The sequence below is a fragment of the Catenulispora sp. GP43 genome (assembly GCF_041260665.1).
Lineage (GTDB): Bacteria > Actinomycetota > Actinomycetes > Streptomycetales > Catenulisporaceae > Catenulispora.
This window is the reverse complement of the sequence record NZ_JBGCCT010000001.1, coordinates 365,085-380,428: the sequence shown is the minus strand read 5'-3', so window position 1 is coordinate 380,428 and position 15,344 is coordinate 365,085. Positions and strand designations below refer to the sequence as shown.

The following is a 15,344-nucleotide window of genomic DNA, read 5'->3' as shown; positions in this document are numbered from 1 at the left end:
GTGGCATTCTCATTCGGCAGGGAGACCCTCACATGACTTCCCCTCGGATTCCCCAAAACTTCCAACGGCCCCTCGCTCGTCGAGGCCTGCTCAAGGGGATGGGCGCGGCTGCGGCTTTCGCGACGGTGCCGGGCGCCCTGGCCGCGTGCTCCTCAAGCAAGAGTTCGGGCTCCTCGAGCGGCAACGCCGGCTCGGCGACCTCCCCGGTGACGTTCGGATCCAACTACTCCGACGCTAGCCCGAAGGCGGCGTTCGCGGCGCTGTGCGCGGCGGCCACGGCGGCCGGCGGCCCGAAGGTGACCATCAACACGGTCGACCACAACACCTTCCAGAACAACATAACCAGCTACCTGCAGGGCACCCCGGACGACCTGTTCACCTGGTTCGCCGGCTACCGCATGCAGTACTTCGCGGCGCAGGGCCTGGCCCTGCCCCTGGACGACGTCTGGGCGAAGATCGGCGGCAACTTCAGCGCCTCGGTGAAGACCCTGTCCACCGGCCTGGACGGTCACCAGTACTTCGTGCCGATCTACAACTACCCGTGGGTGGTCTTCTACAACAAGAGCCACTTCGCCGCGAAGGGCTACACCGTCCCGACCACGTGGGACGACTTCATCACGCTGTGCAAGAAGATGAAGTCCGACGGCATCATCCCGCTGGCCTTCGCCGACAAGGACGGCTGGCCCGCGCTGGGGACCTTCGACATCCTCAACATGCGGATCAACGGGTACGACTACCACCAGAAGCTGATGAAGCACCAGGTGCCGTGGACCGACGCCGGCGTCACCGCGGTGTTCGACAAGTGGGCCGAGCTGATGCCCTACCTGCAGACCGGTGCCAACGGCCGTATCTGGCAGGACGCGGCCAAGGCGCTGGAGCAGAAGCAGGCCGGCATGATGTTCCAGGGCACCAACCAGGTCGCCGCGCAGTACGTCACGGACAACGCGAACCTGGACGACCTGGACTTCTTCCCGTACCCGGCGATCAACCCGACGTACGGCCAGGACTACATGGACGCCCCCACCGACGGCTTCATGATCAGCAAGAAGGCCAAGAACCCGGCCGGGGCCAAGGCGATCCTGGAGTACATAGGCACGGCCGCCGCCGAGTCGACGTTCCTGAAGACCGACCAGTGGGACGTCGGCGTCGCCACCGGTCTGCAGGCGCCGTCCTACGACGCCATCCAGAAGAGCTCGGTCACGGCGATCTCCAACTGCAAGGCCGTGGCGCAGTTCATGGACCGCGACGCCGACCCGGCGATGGCCACCGCGATGATCTCGATCATCCAGAAGTTCATCGACGACCCGAGCACCGGCAACATCACCAGCCTGCAGAACAGCGCTGAGCAGCAGGCGAAGGCGATCTACACGTCATGACCGACCAGGAACTGAACCCGGCGGCGGCCGCGGCGCCTCGTGCGCCGCGCCGCCGCCGGGTGGGCCGGCTCAGCGGCCGGGACAAGGCCGTGGTGGCCGTCCTGCTGGGCCTGCCCATCGTCCTCGACCTCGCGTTCATCTGGGGTCCGGCGCTGGCCACCGTGGGGCTGTCGTTCACGAAGTGGAACGGCGTGGGCGGCCTGTCCACGAAGATCTGCCAGCCGAACGTCCCCTCGATCCTGAACAACGGATGCCTGTACGGCGTCCAGAACTACCACCAGGCCGCCACCATCTATCCCGAGTTCTGGCCGGCCGTGCGGCACAACCTGATCTGGCTGGCGGTGTTCGTGTTCTTCGCGACCCCGCTCGGCATGTTCTTCGCCGTGCTCATCGACCGCGGCATCAAGGGTAGCCGGATGTACCAGAGCATCCTGTTCCTGCCGGTGATGCTCTCGCTGGCGCTGGTCGGCATCATCTGGGAGTTCATGTACTCCCAGAACTACGGCCTGATCAACACCGTCATCGGGCACAACCACAACGGCAACGCCATCGACTGGCTGGGCAATCCGAAGCTGAACCTGTGGTCGGTGCTCATCGAGGCCAGCTGGCGCCAGGCCGGCTACGTGATGGTGCTCTACCTGGCCGGCCTGAAGGCCGTGGACCCGCAGCTGCGCGAGGCGGCGCTGATGGACGGCACCAACGCCTGGCAGACCTTCTGGAAAGTGGTCTTCCCGGTGATGCGGCCCATCAACATCGTCGTCATGGTGGTGACCGTCATCGAGTCGTTGCGCGCCTTCGACCTGGTGTACATCACCAACAAGGGCATCAACGGCCTGGAGCTGCTGTCGGTCCTGGTCACCTCCAACATCGTCGGGGAGACCCAGCGCGTCGGCTTCGGCTCGGCCCTCGGCGTGATCCTTCTGGTCATCTCGCTGGTGCCGATCTGCGCGTTCCTGTACCTCACGTTCCGCCGCGAGACCCAACCCAAGGGTGCCCGATGACTGCACAGACCATCCACCGGACGACGCCGCGCGCCGCGGCCGGCGGCGGCCGCAGGAAGCCGCTGCGCTGGGGGCAGCTCGCCTCGCAGGTGTTCCTGATATGCGCGTGCGTGCTGTGGCTGCTGCCGATCGCCTTCGCGCTGTATGTGGCGCTCCGCCCTTACTCGGAGACCCAGAAGTACGGCTACGTGTCGATGCCGCACCACCTGACGCTGAAGAACTTCAGCGACGCGTGGAGCCAGTCGGACATGCTCCACTACTTCTGGAACTCGGTGTTGATCACCGTGCCCTCGGTGCTCATCGTCCTGGCGCTGGCCGCCGGCCTGGCCTTCGTCCTCACCCGGGTGAACATCAAGATCAACGTGGCCTTGCTGATCCTGTTCACCGCCGGGAACCTGCTGCCTCAGCAGGTCATCATCACCCCGCTGTACCGGCTCTTCCTGCAGATCCACATCCCGACGTTCCTGGGGAACAGCGGGCTGCTGTACAACTCGATCCTCGGCCTGATCGTCATCAACGTCTCGTTCCAGCTCGGCTTCTGCACCTTTGTGCTGAGCAACTACATGAAGTCGATCCCCGACGAGATGTACGAGGCCGCGCTGGTCGACGGAGCGGGTCTGTGGACTCGGTTCAGGAAGCTGACCCTCCCGCTGTGCCGCCCCGCGCTGGCGGCCCTCGCGACGCTGTTGACGACCTGGATCTACAACGACTTCTTCTGGGCCATCACCCTGATGTCGTCGGGCGACAAGCGGCCCGTCACCTCCGCGCTGGCCAACCTGCAGGGCCAGTTCGTGAGCAACCAGAACCTGATCGCCGCGGCCGCGATGATCGTCGCGATCCCGACGCTGGTCGTGTACGTGCTGCTGCAGAAGCAGTTCATTGCCGGTCTGGCGCTGGGGAGCAGCAAGGGCTGAGTCCGTCGCCTGAGCGCGCTATCGGCATGCCGGAGATCGACATCGCGACACACCCGCAGCGGGCGGGCGACACGAGGGGTTGGGCGGCAGATGCTGGCAGCGCAGCGGCAGGCGTGGATCCTCCAGGAAGTCCGGCAGCACGGTGCCGTGCGGGTCACGGAGTTGGTCGCGGCGCTGAACGTGTCCGACATGACCGTGCGCCGGGACCTGGACTCGCTGGCCGACCAGGGCCTGGTGACCAAGGTGCACGGCGGCGCCACGGCGCGCGGCGGCGGCTCCACCGACGAGCCGGCGTTCAGCGTGAAGGCCGCGCGGCAGCGCCGGGCCAAGGAGGCGATCGCCCGCGCCGCCGCGGACCTGGTGCGGCCCGGCACGGCGATAGGGGTCTCGGCCGGGTCCACGACGTACGCCTTCGCCCAGCAGCTGGCCCGGGTGCCGGACCTGACCGTGGTGACCAACTCGCCGCCGGTCGCCGAACTGCTGCACGCGCTGCCCGGCCCGCCGCAGACGGTGATCCTCACCGGCGGCGTGCGCACGATCTCCGACGCGCTGGTCGGCCCGGTCGCGATCGACGCGATCCGCCGGCTGCACCTGGACTGCGTGTTCATCGGGGTGCACGGCATCGACGCCGAGGCCGGGTTCACCAGCCCGAACCTGATGGAGGCCGAGACCAACCGGATGCTGGTCTCCACCGCGCGGCGCCTGGTGGTGATGGCCGACCACACGAAGTGGGGCGTGGTGGGGCTCTCGGAGATCGCCGCGCTGCACGAGGCCTCGGTGCTGGTCAGCGACGACGGGCTGGGCTCGGCCGCGCGGCAGGCGCTGCGCGAGGCGGTGGGGGAGTTGATCGTCGTCCCCGTTGAAGGTGCGGGGGCGAATGAGGAGGAAGAGTAGGGAGGCACCATGCGTCATCGGGCCCCGCGCAGTCGACAGTTGCGCGCCGCCTTCGCAGCGTTCGCCCTCGTGGCCGGGACGTTGTTCGGCGTAGCGGTATCGGCACCTGCACAAGCGCTCGGCAACGGCCTGGCCCTGACACCGCCTATGGGCTGGAACGACTGGAACTCCTTCGGGTGCAACGTCTCGGAGAGCCTGGTCGAACAGACGGCGGACCTCATCGTCTCGTCCGGCATGAAGGACGCCGGCTACCAGTACGTGAACATCGACGACTGCTGGATGTCCTCCAGCCGGGACGCCAACGGGAACCTGGTCCCCGACCCGGCGAAGTTCCCCGACGGGATCTCGGGGACCGCCGCCTACGTCCACAGCAAGGGCCTCAAGCTCGGGATCTACGAGAGCGCGGGCACCGCGACCTGCGCCGGGTACCCCGGCAGCCTGAACCACGAGCAGGCCGACGCGAACTCGTTCGCGTCCTGGGGTGTGGACTACCTCAAGTACGACAACTGCAACAACCAGGGGATCCCGGCCCAGACCCGCTACACGGCGATGCGCGACGCGCTGGCCAAGACCGGCCGGCCGATCGTGTTCAGCCTGTGCAACTGGGGCCAGGAGTCGGTGTGGACGTGGGGCGCCGGCGTCGGCAACCTGTGGCGCACCACCGGCGACATCAACGCCAGCTTCAGCAGCATGCTGTCCAACTTCCACAACACGGTCGGGCTGGCGTCCTACGCCGCGCCCGGCGGCTGGAACGACCCGGACATGCTCGAGGTGGGCAACGGGATGTCGTTCACCGAGGACCGCTCCGAGATGTCGCTGTGGGCCGAGATGGCCGCGCCGCTGATCTCCGGGACGGATCTGCGTAACGCGACGCCGGCGACGTTGTCGCTGTACACGAACAAGGACGTTGTCGCCGTCGACCAGGACTCGCTGGGCAAGGCCGGGAAGGAGATCGCCTCCTCCGGCGGGAACGACGTGATGGCCAAGCCGCTGACCAACGGCGACGTGGCGGTCGTGCTGTTCAATGAGAACTCCTCGGCGCAGACCATCTCCACCTCCGCTTCGGCCATCGGGATCGCGTCGTCGTCCTCGTACAAGCTGGACAACCTGTGGTCGAAGATGATCACCTCGACGTCCGGCTCGATCAGCGCCACGGTGCCCGCCCACGGATCGGTGATGTACCGGGTGTCCCCGGGCAGCGGGAGCAGTGTCGGGAGCGCGCACCGGTTCGTCGGCGCGTCGTCCGGCCGCTGCCTGGACGTGCCGAACGGGAGCACGACGACCGGCACGCAGTTGGAGATCTGGGACTGCAACACCGGCTCGAACCAGTCCTTCACCCCGACCTCGGGCAAGGCGCTCCAGGTCTACAACGGCAGCCTTTGCCTGGACGCCAGCGGCCAGGGGACGACAGCCGGAACCAAGGTCATCATCTGGACCTGCAACGGCCAGACGAACCAACAGTGGAACCTGAACCCCGACGGGACGATCACCGGCGTGCAGTCCGGGCTGTGCCTGGACGTGACCGGCGGCAACGTGCCGGCCGGGAACGCCGACGGCACCCTGATCGAACTGTGGGGCTGCAACGGAGGCACGAACCAGCAGTGGAGCCTGGGGTAGCGCGCGGCGCGTAGGCGCCGGACCGTCCTGACCGCCGGGTCCACCCGGTTGCGAGCGGCACCGAGGCATTCGATCATCGCCTCATGATGCCGACCTCGGAACTGGTGGACCCGGCGGTGCGCACTTTCGTGGACGCGCTGAACGCCAACGACCCGGCGGCCGTGCGCGCCGCCATGACCGAGAACGCGACGATGACCGACGACGGGACGCCGCGGCTGCTCTGGGACTGGCTCCAACGGGAGGCCTTCGACACGCGCGGCCGGATGGACGTGATCCAACAGTCGGCGGATGGCCGCGATCTGATCGCCGACTACACGAACGAACAATGGGGCACGATGGCCACGCGCTGGCACTTCGAGGTCGCCGACGACCGGATCGCGCACTTCGACACCGGCCAGGCCGGCGAGCCGCCCTATGACCCGGCGTCATGGCTGGGACAGCCATGATCCGTTGCGGGTATGTGGCGGTGGACAACATGGGAAGCGTGCAGCGCGCTCTCTAGCGTGACCGGGTATGACGCCTTCTATGGACGCTGCTGTTGTCACATCTGCCGCTGCTGTTGCCGTCCTGGACCTGTCCGGCCGCACCGCGCTGGTCACCGGCGCCGCCGGCGGCATCGGCCTGGCCTGCGCCGAACGGCTGGCCGCGGCCGGGGCCAAGGTGGTCGTGGCCGACATCAGCGCCGACGGCGCGCACGCCGCCGCCGAGAAGGTCGGCGGCCAGGCGCTGGTCGCCGACCTGAGCGACCTGGACCAGGCCTCGGCGCTGCCGCACCGGATCGGCGGGGTGGACGTGCTGGTCAACAACGCCGGCCTGCAGCATGTGGCCCCGCTTCACGAGTTCCCGGTCGAACGCTACTCGCTGATCCTGCGACTGATGCTGGAGGCGCCGTTCCGCCTGATCCGCGAGTCGCTGCCGCACATGTACGAGCGCGGCTGGGGCCGGATCGTGAACATCTCCTCGGCGCACGGCCTGCGGGCCTCGGAGTTCAAGGCCGCGTACGTGACCGCCAAGCACGGCCTGGAAGGGCTGTCGAAGGTCGCGGCGCTGGAGGGCGCGCCGTACGGGGTCACCTCGAACTGCGTGAACCCGGCCTACGTGCGCACGCCGCTGGTCGAGAACCAGATCGCCGACCAGGCCGCCGCGCACGGCATCCCGGAGGAGGAGGTGGTGGCCAAGGTGATGCTGGAGCGCTCGGCCGTCAAGCGCCTGATCGAGCCCGCCGAGGTGGCCGAGCTCGTGGCCTACCTGTGCTCCCCGGCCGCGGCTTCGGTCTCCGGCGCCTCTATGGCCATGGACGGTGGATGGACAGCGCGGTGAGGTGCGCGTGATGCTGGGCGCCATGTCCGAGCTCGCCACCGCTTCGGTGTTCCTCGACCTGCTGGCCCGCGACGCCGCCGCCATCGAGTACGACGGCCCGGTGGTCGCCGCCCGCGTGGCCGGCGCGGGCGCCGAGGAGCTGGCCGAGCTGGAGGCGGCCAAACGGGTGGCGCTGGAGGTGCGCGCGACCCTGGCCCGCTCCCGCCGCCGCGAGGCGGAGCTGGTCGCGCTCTTCGAGACCGCCGGCGACCTGGCCGCCCTGCGCGACCTCGGCGCGGTCCTGAAGGCGATCGTCACCCGTGCGCACACGCTGATCGGCGCGGACGTCACCTACCTGACCCTCGACGACCCGGACCGCGGCGACACGTACATGCGGGTGACCCACGGCTCGGTGTCGGCCCGCTTCCAGTCCCTGCGCCTGCCGATGGGCGCGGGCCTGGGCGGCCTGGTCGCGCAGACCGCGAAGCCGTACGTCACGCCCAACTATCCCGGCGACGCCCGCTTCCGGCACACGAACGAGATCGACGAGGGCGTCGGCGAGGAGGGGCTGATCGCCATCCTCGGCGTCCCGCTGGTGCTCGGCAGCCGGGTGATCGGCGTGCTGTTCGCCGCCAACCGCACCGCCCGGCCCTTCGCGCGCCACGAGATCACGCTGCTCGGCTCCCTGGCCGCGCATGCCGCGGTCGCCATCGACAACGCGCGCCTGCTGCAGGCCACCCGCGACGCCCTCGGCGAGCTGCGCTCGGCGAACGAGCTGGTGCGCGCGCACAGCGAAGCGGTCGAGCGGGCCGCGGCGGTGCACGACAAGCTGGCGGACCTGGTGCTGCGAGGCGGCGACGTGGAAGGGATCGCGGCGGCGGTCGCGGAGGCGCTCGGCGGCGGGCTGGTGGTGGTCGACGCGGACGGGGTGGTGACGGCGCTTGGGGGAGAGGCGGCCGAGGCCGGAATACCCGCCGAGGACGAGAACCCCGAGCTCGGGATGGTCCTTCGCGACGCGGCTGATCTGATCTCCTTGTCCGCGGCGACTGGCCACGCTGTGCGCTCCGGCGACCTGGTCGTCGCGGCGGTGGCCGCCGCGGCCGAACCCCTGGGCGCGCTGATCCTGCACGCGCCCGAGTCGTTCAGCGATGTCGACCAGCGCATCCTTGAGCGTGCGGCGCTCGTCGTCGCGCTCCATCTGCTGATGCGCAGGTCTGAAGCCGAAGCCGCGGAGCGGTTGGGCGGCGATCTGCTCGACGACCTCCTCGCCGTCCCGGTCCGCCACACCTCCACCCTCGCCGAGCGTGCCCGCCGCGTCGGTGTCGACCTGGACCGTCCCCACGTCGTCGTGGCCGCCGACGCCGCCCCGGCCGACCGTCCCCGCGCGCACTTCGCCGCCGGCCGCCTGGCCAAGGCCGAGGGCGGCCTCGCGGGTTCGCACGAGGGCCGCATCGTCCTCCTGCTTCCCGGCCACGATGCGGCCGCAGCAGCGCAGCGTGTCTTGTCCGCGCTGCGCGGCGGTCTGGCCCATCCGGTCACGGTCGGCGCGGGTGGTCCGAAGTCGGACGTGGCCGCGTACGCCGACGCCCACGCCGAAGCGGTCCGCTGTCTCAGCGCCCTGCACGCCCTCGGACGCGGCGGCTGCGCCGCCGCGTCCTCCGACCTCGGCTTCCTGGCGCTGGTCCTCGGCGGCGGCGATCCCGGCGCCGTGGTGCGCAACGCCCTCGGGCCGCTGGTCGACTACGACGCCAAGCGCGGCACCGACCTGCTCGGCACGGTTGAGCAGTACTTCGCCTGCGGCCGCAGCCTCGGCCGCACCGGCGAGGCCCTGCACATCCACGTCAACACCGTGACCCAGCGCCTGGACCGCACCGCGCGGCTGCTCGGCGCCGACTGGCAGGAGCCCGGCCGCAGCCTGGAGATCCAGCTGGCGCTCCAGATCCGGCGCGTCATGGGGCTCTGACGCACAACCCCGCTTGATCTTGTGGCGGGCGAAGACATATCAAACGCCGTAGTTCGTCCATACCGTCCATCCCCATGGACAAGACAGCCCCGACCCCGTCCCAAGCGGTGGCCGACATCCCCTCGGCGGCCACGCTCGCCGTGGGCGGCTTCGGCCTCTGCGGAATCCCCAGCACCCTGATAACTGCCCTGCTCGAGCAGGGCGCGACCGGGCTCTCCGTCGTCTCCAACAACTGCGGCGTGGACGACTGGGGCCTCGGCCTGCTGCTGAGCGCGGGCCGCATCGCCAAGATGACCAGCTCCTATGTCGGCGAGAACAAGGAGTTCGCACGCCAGTACCTGGCCGGCGAGCTGGAGGTCGAGCTCCTGCCGCAGGGCACGCTCGCCGAGAGCCTGCGCGCCGGCGGCCTGGGGATCCCGGCGTACTACACCCCGGCCGGCGTCGGCACGAGCGTCGCCGAGGGCAAGGAGACACGCGTCCTCGGCGGTCGCGAGTACCTGCTGGAACCCGCCATCACCGCGGACTTCGCGCTGGTCCGCGCCGCGAAGGGGGACCGCCACGGGAACCTCGTCTTCCACGCTTCGGCCCGCAACTTCAACCCGGTCGTGGCGATGGCCGGCCGGGTCACCCTCGCGGAGGTCGAAGAGCTCGTCGAGCCCGGGGAGCTCGACCCCGACGAGATCCACCTGCCGGGCGTCTTCGTGCAGCGCGTGGTCCAGGTCCCGCCGGACCAGCGGGACAAGCGCATCGAGAAGCGGACCACCACCCCGAACGGAGTTTCCTGACATGCCCCTCACCCGCGACGAAATGGCCGCCCGAGCGGCGCGCGAACTCCGTGACGGCTCCTACGTCAACCTCGGCATCGGCCTGCCGACGCTGATCCCCGGCCACCTCCCGCCCGGCGTCGAAGTGGTCCTGCAGTCGGAGAACGGCATCCTGGGCCTCGGTCCCTACCCGGCTCCGGACGTCGTCGACCCCGACCTCGTCAACGCCGGCAAAGAGACCGTCACGGTCCGGCCCGGGGCGAGCTTCTTCGACTCGGCCACCTCCTTCGGCATGATCCGCGGCGGCCACATCGACACCGCGGTGCTCGGCGCCATGCAGGTCTCGGCCCGTGGCGACCTGGCGAACTGGACCGTGCCCGGCAAGCTGGTCAAGGGCATGGGCGGCGCGATGGACCTGGTGCACGGCGCGCGGCGGGTGCTGGTGGTGATGGAGCACACTGCGAAGGACGGTTACCCGAAGCTACTCCAGGAGTGCACGCTTCCCCTGACCGGCAAGGGTGTCGTCGACCGCGTCATCACCGACCTCGCGGTCCTCGACGTGACACCCGAGGGCTTCCGGCTGGTCGAGCTGGCGCCGGGTGTCGGCGTCGAGGAGGTGATGGCCAACACCGCGGCGCCCCTCGATGTGGCGGTGGCCCACATTTCGGGGCCCGTAACGCGCACTTAACGTTCCGGCCATGCATTCCACCAGCATCCTGCGCAGATACAGCGCCGCCGCCATAGCCGCCGCGGCCATCGCGGCCCTGGCCGCGTGCGGGAGCCCGAGCAAGGCGGCCGGCGGGTCGTCAGGCGGCGGCTCCTCCTCGGGGGCCTCCGGCGCGCCGATCAAGGTCGGCCTCGTCTACTCCGAGACCGGGGCGCTCGCCGACTACGGCAAGGACTACTACCAGGGCTTCCTGGCCGGCCTGGACTATGCCACGCACGGCACCGACGCCGTGAACGGCCACAAGATCGAGGTGGTCCAGCGCGACGACGCGGGGGACCCGACCAAGGCGGTCAGCGCCGCCAAGGACCTGATCGGCCAGGGCTACCGCATCCTGGCCGGGTCCACCGCCTCCGGCGTGGCGCTCCAGGTGGCGCCGCTGGCCGCGCAGAACAAGGTGCTGTTCATCTCCGGCCCGGCCGCGACCGACGAGGTCACCGGCCTGAACAAGTACACGTTCCGGTCGGGCCGCGAGACGTATCAGGACATCGCCACCGCCGCGTCCTTCGTCGGCGACCTGACGAACAAGCACGTCACGGTCCTGGCCCAGGACAGCGCCTTCGGCCAGGCGAACGTCGCGGCGGTGAAGGCGGTGCTCGGGGCCAAGGGCGCCAAGGTGGACTCGGTGCTCGCCCCGCCCAGCGCCACCGACCTGACGCCGTTCGCCACCCAGGCCAAGAACGCCAAGCCGGACCTGCTGTTCGTGGCCTGGGCCGGCACCACGGCGCAGGCGCTGTGGACCGCGCTGTCCCAGCAGGGCGTGCTGGACTCCACGACCACCGTCACCGGCCTGGACGTGCGCGCCTCCTACCCGGTGTTCGCCTCGACCGGCGGCAAGGTGTCCTTCCTGGCGCACTACGTCCCCGACGGCACCAGCAACGACGCGGCCAAGGCGATGGACGCCTACCTGGCGGCGCACGGTGAGCAGTCGGACCTGTTCAGTCCCGACGGCTTCACCGCCGCGCAGATGGTGGTGCACGCCGCGGAGAACGGCGACACCGACGTCGACGCCATGGTGAAGAACCTGGAGGGCTGGAGCTTCGACGGGGTCAAGGGCGCCTACACGATCCGCGCCGCGGACCACGCGCTGCTGCAGCCGATGTTCCAGGCCAAGCTGGACGGCACCACCCCGACCGTGGTGAAGACCCTGGACCCGAACGAGGTCGCGCCGCCGGCCAAGAGCTTCCCGGCGAGCTGACGATGCGCGACGTCCTCACACTGACCGGGCTGTCCTGGACAGTCGGCGGCTCGGCGATCTTGTCCGCTGTGGACCTCTCGGTCGGCGAGGGCGAGTTCGTCGCGGTGATCGGGCCGAACGGCGCGGGCAAGACCTCGCTGTTCAACCTGATCAGCGGCCTGAACCGGGCCAGCGCCGGCCGCATCGCACTGGACGGCGCCGACATCACCACCGAGCCGCCGCACAAGCGGGCCCGGCGCGGCATCGGCCGCACCTTCCAGTCCTCCAGCGTGTTCCCGACCATGACGGTCACCGAGCACGTGGCGCTGGCCCAGCAGGTCGCGGGGAAGCGGAACGCGGCCGGCGGTGATCCTCTGGAGCGCGTCCGGCTGACCGAGAAGTCGGGCGCCCTGGCCGCCGACCTGTCCCACGGCGACAAGCGCAAGCTGGAGCTGGCCATGCTGCTCGCCTCCGGCGCCGAACGGCTGCTGCTCCTCGACGAGCCGATGGCCGGCGTCGCGTCCGGCGACGTGCCCGAACTGGTCGAGGTGATCAGGACCCTGCACCGCGACGAGGGCCCCACGGTGCTGATGGTCGAGCACCACATGGAGGTCCTGCTGGGCCTGGCCGACCGCGTCGCGGTGATGCACCACGGCGCGCTGCTCGCGATCGACACCCCGGAGCGGATCATGGCCGACCCGCGGGTGCAGGAGGCTTACGTGGGGGACGCACTGTGATCCTCGAACTCGACGACGTCCGCGTCACCATCGCGGGCTCGCACATCCTGCAGGGCGTGTCGTTCGCGGTGGCGCCGACCGGCGTCACCGCCCTGCTGGGACGCAACGGCGTCGGCAAGACGACGACGGTCAAGGCGATCCTCGGCCTGGTCCCGCGCACCGGCCGCATCGCCTTCGACGGCGACCCGGTGCACCGGCTGCGCACGCACGAGATCGTGCGGCGCGGCATCGGCTACGCACCGGAGGACCGCTGCGTCTTCGCGAAGCTGACGGTGACGGAGAACCTGGCCCTGGCCGAGCGGCGCCGCTCGCACCACGCCTACGACCTGGTCTACGAACTCTTCCCCGAGCTCAAGACACGCGGCGCGCAGGCCGCCGGCACCCTGTCCGGCGGCCAGCAGCAGATGGTCGCGATCGCGCGCACCCTCCTCAACGACAACCGCCTGATCGTGGTCGACGAACCGACGAAGGGCCTGGCCCCGAAGGTGGTGACCGAAGTGGCGGAGGTGCTCGAACGCGCCGCCGAGCGCGTGCCGATGCTGCTGGTCGAGCAGAACCTCGCGCTGGTGCGCCGGCTCGCCCGCGACGGCGTGGTGCTGGCGGCCGGGCAGGTGGTGCACCGCGGGCCGGTGCGGGACCTGCTGGCGGACGCGGCGCTGACGCAGGAGTTGCTGGGCGTCGGGCAGGCGCGCGGCGGTGGTGCGGCGGAACCTGCTGGCGGCGAGGCTGGCGGCGATGCGGCGGGCCACGCTGGCGGCGATCCGGCGAGCGAGGCCGGCGGCGACCCTGTTGCGAAGCCCGGCGGCGGTGGCCGATGAGCACCCTCGTCCTCCTCACCCTCACCGGCCTGGGCCTGGGCGCCCTGTACTTCCTCATCGCCAGCGGCCTGTCCCTCATCTTCGGCCTGATGGACGTCCTCAACTTCGCCCACGGCGCCCTGGTCACCGCCGGCGCCTACGCGGCCTGGCGGCTGACCGGCCACCTGCCGTTCGCCGTCGCGATAGCGGTCGCCGTCGTCGTCGGCGCGGTTCTCGCCGCGCTGATCGAGACCGTCCTCATCAGGCCCCTGTACTCCCGGCCCAAGGACCAGATCCTCGTCACCGTCGGCCTCGGCCTCGCGCTCCCGGCCCTCGTCCAGGGCATCTGGGGCGCCGACGCCCGGCAGCTCCAGGTGCCCAAGCAACTCGCCGGGACCGTGAGCCTGCTCGGCGCGAAGGTGCCCACCGACCGCTTCGTGCTCATCGCCGCCGCGCTCGTGGTCCTGGCCGCGCTCAAGCTGTTCCTGGCCAGGACCCGCTACGGGCTCGTCGTCCGCGCCGGCGTCGAGGACCGCGCCATGGTCACCGCGCTCGGCATCGACGTGCGCAAGGCCTTCACCCTGGTCTTCGCGATCGGCGGCGCGCTGGCCGGGCTGGCCGGGGCGCTCGGCGGGGTCTACTTCGGCAGCGTCTCGCCCGACCAGGGTACGTCGCTGCTGGTGTTCGGGTTCGTGGTCGTGGTGATCGGCGGGATGGGGCGGACCGACGGGGTGGCGCTGGCCGCGGCTGCCGTCGGGCTGATCCAGCAGTTCACCAACTACTACGCCGCCTCCGGCCTCGGCGACTTCGCCGCGGTCGCGATCCTCGCCGTGGTGCTGCTCGTACGCGGAAACGGGGACGGCATCCAAAGGCTCATCCGGAGGGCCGTGTGAAGCGTCATGCCAAGCACCTGATTCATGCCAAGCACCTGATACCGGTCGCGGTCCTCGCGGTCCTGCTCAGCCTGCCCTACTCGACCCTCCAGATCCCCGGGGTGTTCGACGGTGCGGTCAACACGCCCGGCTCGCTCCAACTGCTCGCGCTGTGCCTGCTGTTCGCGGGTCTGGCCGTCGGCTACGACCTGCTGTTCGGCCGGCTCGGCCTGATGTCGTTCGGGCACGCGCTCTATGTCGCGATCGGCGCGTACAGCGCCGAGCTGGCGATGAAGGACATGCATCTGCCGCTCGCGCTCGCCGCCGTGCTGGCGATCGGGATCGGTGCCGCGGTCAGCACCCTGCTCGGCGCGGTTTCGCTGAAGGGTGTCGGAAACCTGGGCACCGTCGGGTTCGCCATGGTCACCCTGGCGTTCGCGCAGGCCGGTTCGATCCTGGTCGGCCTGCACCCGAAGACCACCGGCGGCGAGGAAGGGCTGCCGCTGAGCACCGAGAAGGTGCCCGCGGCGTTCGTCGGCGTGGTCAACACCGTCAACCTGTACTGGCTCGCGCTGGCCTACCTGGTCGTGGTCTGCGGTGTCGTGTGGTGGCTGACCGGCAGCCGGATCGGCCGGGTCTGGCAGGCGATCCGCGACAACCAGCGGCGGGCCGAGGTGCTCGGCCTGAATCCGTTCCGCTACCAGCTCGGCGCGTTCGTGCTGGCCGGGACGCTCGGCGCGGCCGGCGGCGTGGTGCACCTGCTGGTCACCGCCGGCGCCACGCCCGAGACCACGACCACCGACTTCACCCTGGCGCTGCTGGTCATGGTGGTGCTCGGCGGGTCCGGCACGCGCTGGGGCCCGGTGCTCGGCGGCGTGCTCTACACGCTGCTGGACCACCGGCTCGGCTCGGTCGCCACCTCGGACTCGGTCGCGGGCCTGCCGGCGTTCCTGCGCGTCCCGCTGTCGCAGCCGCTGGTGCTGCTCGGCGTGCTGTTCGTGCTGGTGATCTACGCGGTCCCCGGCGGTTTGGCCGCCCTGCCAGGCCGGCTACGCGGACTACGCCGCCGAGGTTCCAGAAGCCGCAGAAGTATCGGAAGGCCCGGCGGCCCCCGAGGACAGCGAGGCGAACAGCACGGGCTCGGCGTGGTCGAGAGCCAGGCGCACGGCGCCCATCCCGACCGCGTCGCCTCCGAGCTCTGACACCTTC

General features: G+C 70.2%; 15 protein-coding genes. All 15 read left to right on the top strand.

What is annotated here, in order from left to right; all coding sequences use genetic code 11:
* Window positions 1–32 precede the first annotated feature (32 nt).
* The 15 genes from ABH926_RS01680 (at window position 33) to ABH926_RS01610 (ending at window position 15,337) form a co-directional block, all read left to right on the top strand.
* A complete protein-coding gene (locus tag ABH926_RS01680) occupies window positions 33–1,376 on the top strand; it encodes an ABC transporter substrate-binding protein (RefSeq protein WP_370363429.1) in 1,344 nt (447 codons plus the stop codon).
* Window positions 1,373–2,377, top strand: a complete 1,005-nt coding sequence (locus ABH926_RS01675; protein ID WP_370363428.1) for a carbohydrate ABC transporter permease — start codon at window positions 1,373–1,375, stop codon at window positions 2,375–2,377. Before ABH926_RS01680 ends, ABH926_RS01675 begins: the two co-directional genes overlap by 4 nt.
* On the top strand, window positions 2,374–3,291 hold the full coding sequence (locus ABH926_RS01670) for a carbohydrate ABC transporter permease (protein WP_370363427.1): 918 nt from the start codon (window positions 2,374–2,376) through the stop codon (window positions 3,289–3,291). Before ABH926_RS01675 ends, ABH926_RS01670 begins: the two co-directional genes overlap by 4 nt.
* Window positions 3,292–3,381: 90 nt before the next feature.
* Window positions 3,382–4,185, top strand: a complete 804-nt coding sequence (locus ABH926_RS01665; protein ID WP_370363426.1) for a DeoR/GlpR family DNA-binding transcription regulator — start codon at window positions 3,382–3,384, stop codon at window positions 4,183–4,185.
* Between the two features lie 9 nt (window positions 4,186–4,194).
* Window positions 4,195–5,802: an RICIN domain-containing protein gene (locus ABH926_RS01660; RefSeq protein ID WP_370363425.1), complete on the top strand. Its 1,608-nt coding sequence runs from the start codon at window positions 4,195–4,197 to the stop codon at window positions 5,800–5,802.
* A gap of 83 nt (window positions 5,803–5,885) precedes the next feature.
* Window positions 5,886–6,248: a nuclear transport factor 2 family protein gene (locus ABH926_RS01655; protein ID WP_370363424.1), complete on the top strand. Its 363-nt coding sequence runs from the start codon at window positions 5,886–5,888 to the stop codon at window positions 6,246–6,248.
* 79 nt (window positions 6,249–6,327) lie between these two features.
* Window positions 6,328–7,122: a 3-hydroxybutyrate dehydrogenase gene (locus ABH926_RS01650; protein ID WP_370363423.1), complete on the top strand. Its 795-nt coding sequence runs from the start codon at window positions 6,328–6,330 to the stop codon at window positions 7,120–7,122.
* A gap of 22 nt (window positions 7,123–7,144) precedes the next feature.
* On the top strand, window positions 7,145–9,064 hold the full coding sequence (locus ABH926_RS01645; protein WP_370363422.1) for a helix-turn-helix domain-containing protein: 1,920 nt from the start codon (window positions 7,145–7,147) through the stop codon (window positions 9,062–9,064).
* 74 nt (window positions 9,065–9,138) lie between these two features.
* Window positions 9,139–9,849: a CoA transferase subunit A gene (locus tag ABH926_RS01640; RefSeq protein WP_370363421.1), complete on the top strand. Its 711-nt coding sequence runs from the start codon at window positions 9,139–9,141 to the stop codon at window positions 9,847–9,849.
* A gap of 1 nt (window position 9,850) precedes the next feature.
* Window positions 9,851–10,516, top strand: a complete 666-nt coding sequence (locus ABH926_RS01635; protein ID WP_370363420.1) for a CoA transferase subunit B — start codon at window positions 9,851–9,853, stop codon at window positions 10,514–10,516.
* A 10-nt stretch (window positions 10,517–10,526) separates the two neighbouring features.
* Window positions 10,527–11,750, top strand: coding sequence for a substrate-binding domain-containing protein (locus tag ABH926_RS01630; protein WP_370363419.1), 1,224 nt, complete (start codon window positions 10,527–10,529; stop codon window positions 11,748–11,750).
* A gap of 2 nt (window positions 11,751–11,752) precedes the next feature.
* Window positions 11,753–12,466, top strand: a complete 714-nt coding sequence (locus ABH926_RS01625) for an ABC transporter ATP-binding protein (protein WP_370363418.1) — start codon at window positions 11,753–11,755, stop codon at window positions 12,464–12,466.
* Complete coding sequence (locus ABH926_RS01620) at window positions 12,463–13,284, top strand: ABC transporter ATP-binding protein (protein ID WP_370363417.1); 822 nt, start codon at window positions 12,463–12,465, stop codon at window positions 13,282–13,284. The genes ABH926_RS01625 and ABH926_RS01620 overlap by 4 nt, the downstream gene beginning before the upstream one ends.
* On the top strand, window positions 13,281–14,156 hold the full coding sequence (locus ABH926_RS01615; protein ID WP_370363416.1) for a branched-chain amino acid ABC transporter permease: 876 nt from the start codon (window positions 13,281–13,283) through the stop codon (window positions 14,154–14,156). The genes ABH926_RS01620 and ABH926_RS01615 overlap by 4 nt, the downstream gene beginning before the upstream one ends.
* On the top strand, window positions 14,153–15,337 hold the full coding sequence (locus ABH926_RS01610; protein ID WP_370363415.1) for a branched-chain amino acid ABC transporter permease: 1,185 nt from the start codon (window positions 14,153–14,155) through the stop codon (window positions 15,335–15,337). Before ABH926_RS01615 ends, ABH926_RS01610 begins: the two co-directional genes overlap by 4 nt.
* The last annotated feature ends 7 nt before the right edge of the window (window positions 15,338–15,344 follow it).